The organism is Acetobacter sp. P1H12_c (assembly GCF_018811975.1).
Lineage (GTDB): Bacteria > Pseudomonadota > Alphaproteobacteria > Acetobacterales > Acetobacteraceae > Acetobacter > Acetobacter persici.
This window is the reverse complement of sequence record NZ_JACRVR010000075.1, coordinates 1-3,826: the sequence shown is the minus strand read 5'-3', so window position 1 is coordinate 3,826 and position 3,826 is coordinate 1. Positions and strand designations below refer to the sequence as shown.

At 61.3% G+C, this 3,826-nt stretch carries 4 protein-coding genes; 3 read left to right on the top strand and 1 reads right to left on the bottom strand.

The features are described 5' to 3' along the window. The coding region (locus KP699_RS16025) for a transposase (protein ID WP_215762254.1) at nt 1-192 on the top strand (192 nt) is incomplete at its 5' end. A 52-nt stretch (nt 193-244) separates the two neighbouring features. Here KP699_RS16025 and KP699_RS16020 read toward each other — a convergent pair. Further along, on the bottom strand, nt 245-1,747 hold the full coding sequence (locus KP699_RS16020; protein ID WP_215763317.1) for a UvrD-helicase domain-containing protein: 1,503 nt from the start codon (nt 1,745-1,747) through the stop codon (nt 245-247). 155 nt (nt 1,748-1,902) lie between these two features. On the opposite strand from KP699_RS16020, the gene KP699_RS16015 reads away from it, so the two are divergent. Next, nucleotides 1,903-3,369, top strand: a complete 1,467-nt coding sequence (locus tag KP699_RS16015) for an AMP nucleosidase (RefSeq protein ID WP_252347152.1) — start codon at nt 1,903-1,905, stop codon at nt 3,367-3,369. 36 nt (nt 3,370-3,405) lie between these two features. Continuing rightward, a partial coding sequence (locus tag KP699_RS16010; RefSeq protein WP_215763316.1) for an acyl-CoA thioesterase occupies nt 3,406-3,826 on the top strand: 421 nt, incomplete at its 3' end.

The window sequence follows — 3,826 nt, the reverse complement described above, 5'->3', positions numbered from 1 at the left end:
CTGGAAACCACGGATGCCGGAGATGTTTACAGACTACGAAAACAGACCGTTGAACCGATCTTTGGCATTATCAAAAGCATCATGGGCTTCAGAAGATTCAGTCTGCGCAGCCTTGCAAAAGTCACGACCGAATGGACACTCGTCGCTCTCGCATACAACTGCAAAAGAATGGCACGGCTTCACGTAGCATAAGCTGGCTCAGCCTCGGCGTTATCAGCCACAAAATACCCAACCCGACAGGCTGCTAGACGGTCTTCCAGAACTCAAACAATCCCTCCGGCAGGGAAAGTGTCAGCCGGGCGCGGGTGCAGGCCACATAGAGCAGGTTGATTTCCTGATCACAATTATCCAGATCGCGCTTCAGCCGGGCTTTCAGGCGCGGGGAGAGCGGGCCGTGTTCCTGCTCCGTCTTTCTGGCGCGGTCCTGAAACTGCGTGCGCCGCCTGCTCCATTCCTCGGGGGAGAGAAAATCATCCAGCATAATGACGGCATCAAACTCCCGCCCCTTGGCCTTATGCGCGGTAGAGCACACCAGACTGACATCATCAGCACTCTCACGGTAGAGCGTCTGGATGGTCTTTATCTTTTTATCCAGTGTATCCTTATGTTTTTCCACAATGCCAAACAGCCGTTTGGCCACCGGGTCCGCATCCCGCCCTTCCGCCGCATTTTCCAGATCCCGCCATGAGGCATATTCCAGAGCCGCCCCTTCCGGCTTGAGCGAGGGCTGGAACTGGCGCTGATACAGGTTATAGGCCGCCAGAATTTCCTGCACCATGTCATTCACCCCGCCCAGCACATGGAAAGGCCGGGTGCTGTCCGCCAGCCCTTCAAACAGCCGGGCGTTGGTGCGGGCCAGAACCAGCGTGCTGTGCTCGGGCTTAATACCTTTCCGGTGCAACTGCACACGGCTTTTAACAGCCGGGTTCCCGTGCAGGCGATGCGCCGGTTTGCGGGAATGGTGCGCAAGAATGGCGTTGGCCATCCGCGCCACCGGCTCACCAAAGCGCCAGCTCTGCGTCAGCGGCAGGCAGGGGCCGTCCAGCGCGCTGATGGCATCCACAGCCCCACGGAAAGCGTAAATGGACTGGTTCGGGTCCCCCACCGCCACAATCGGCAGGCCGGATTTTTTCAGGATGGAAATCAGCACCGGGTTCAGGTCCTGCGCTTCATCCACCATAATATAGTCATAGCCGGTAATTTTCTGCTCACGCTCGAATTTTTTCAAATAGAGATCATGCGTGATCGGGAAATCATGTTTTTCAAACGCCACCAGATATTTATAGGCCTGCGCCACAAACTGGCGGATATCCCTGTTCCGCCCGCTCTCCGGTTCCGGGCAATGCACCGCCGTAATTTTGGAACCTTCGCTGATCAGAAAATTACTCAGCGTTTTCAGCACCACGTCCGGCGCACCGCCTGCCTTGCTGCCCAGCAGTTTTTCCAGCCGCCAGAGGTCCCGCGCCACATAGCGCCCCTGCACTTTGCGGCCCAGTTGCCCGATATTCAGGCTGCGATAGGCGTAGCTATTGGCCGTGCGGGCTTCAATCTGGGTTGAAAAACGGGCGCGGGCCTCTTTGGCAATGGCGGTGTTAAAGGCCAGATACAGCCCCCGGTGGCGCGTCCATGTTTTGCTGAACAGTTCCAGCGTGGAGGTTTTGCCGCACCCGGCCCCGGCAATCACCCGGAAGCTGGAGGTAGGGGCTTTTTCCAGAATGGCGGTCTGTTCCGGGGTGATGGCGATCATCGCGCGTCTCTGGCCTCCTCTGTCAGCAGTCGGGGGGCTATAGCGCACTTTTCCGTGCGCAGATATGTCGCGCGGGGCAGAAAACCGCTGGCTCGCATCACCGCCGGGCGCGGCACGGTTGCGCGGTCCCCCCGTTATCGCGCTATGGTGAGCGCATGACGTTACCACACCCCGACATGACCGCCCTGCGCGATGCCGCCGGGACGGACTTCAAGGCTTTCACCTCCGCAGACGCCGCGATTGACCATCTGTGCAGCCTGTATGCGCAGAGCGTGGAGCGCCTGCATGCCGCCTTTAAGGCGCGGCAAGGTTGCCCGCCGGGTGAGGCAACCTACCCCTGTCTGGCGCTGGAACTGCCCCCCGGCACACCGCTTGAGGGCCGCCCACCGTTTGACGTCATTCTGGACCCCGGTTTTTACAGCACCACCATCACCCGCCCGGCGCTGTTCCGGGAGTATCTGCGGGAGCAGATTACCCCGCTGCTGCACCATTACGGCCAGCCGGTGCTGGTCGGCCGGTCCCGCCACCCCATTCCGCTGCCTTATGTGATGGAAGAGGCCGCAACAGGCCTGACAGAAGCAGACCTGCTCCTGTTGCAGGAACAGTTCGCGCTGCCCAACCTGCACGCCACGGATGATAGCATCGCCAACTGTGAGCTTCTGCCCGACGCCAGCAGACCACGCCCGCTGGCCCTGTTTACAGCGGAACGCACGGATTACTCACTCGCGCGCCTGCATCATTACACGGGCACCACTCCCGGTGCGTTCCAGCGGTTTATCCTGCTCACCAATTACCAGCGGTACGTGGAGACCTTCCGGGCCTATGCCCGCGCACAGGTTGATGCGGGGGGCGATTACACGGCGTTTATTGAACCCGGAGACCAGATTTACACCGGCCCCGGCAGCACCCCGCCCGAAGCCCCGGCTGGCAGCCTGCCGCAGATGCCCGCCTACCATCTGTGCCGCCCGGATGGGGATGGCATTACGCTGATCAATATCGGCGTCGGCCCCGCCAACGCCAAAACCATGACGGACCATCTGGCCGTGCTGCGCCCGCACTGCTGGCTGATGGTGGGCCACTGCGCGGGCCTGCGCCGCTCCCAGATGCTGGGGGATTACGTTCTGGCCCACGGCTATGTGCGGGATGATCACGTTCTGGACGCCGACCTGCCAACATGGGTGCCCGTCCCGCCGATTGCCGAGGTGCAGGTGGCCATGCAGGAGGCCACCGCTCTGGTGACGGGCCTGCACGACTCCGCCATCAAGACGCGCCTGCGCACCGGCACCGTCATGACCACCGATAACCGGGACTGGGAATTGCGTCTGGCGCATCTCTTCACCCAGATCAACATGAGCCGCGCCATTGCTGTGGATATGGAATCCGCCACAATCGCGGCCAATGGCTTCCGCTTCCGGGTGCCCTACGGCACGCTGCTCTGTGTGTCGGACAAACCCCTTCACGGAGAACTGAAGCTGCGCGGCATGGCCAATGCGTTCTATCGTGAGCGGGTCAGCCAGCATCTGATGGTCGGTATTGAAACCATGCGTCTGCTGCGGCAGCAGGGTGTCACCCGGCTGCATTCCCGCAAGCTGCGTGGTTTTGATGAACCACCCTTCCGTTAACCCTCGCCTTCCTTCCTGATAAAGGGTCCTGATATTATGCCTGCTGCTTCTGCCTCCCATCTGCCAGACGGTGTGCCCACCATCCGCGTTATCGCCATGCCGACCGATACCAACCCCGCCGGGGACGTGTTCGGCGGGTGGATCATCTCACAGATGGATCTTGCCGCGGGCACCACGGCGGCCTTCCGGGCCAACGGGCGCGCCGCAACCGTCGCCATTAACGGCGTTGTTTTTCTGGAACCCGTGGTGGTGGGGGATGAAGTCAGCATTTACACCAACATCACGCGGGAAGGCCGGACCTCGCTCACCATCCATGTGCAGACATGGCGGCGCGCGCGCCACACGCACCTGACCTCCAAGGTGACGGAAGGGGATTTCMCCTTTGTCGCGCTGGATGAAAACCGCCGCCCCCGCCCGCTGCCGCCCGCCACGGCCAGCAACTCACCCGCCATCGCCC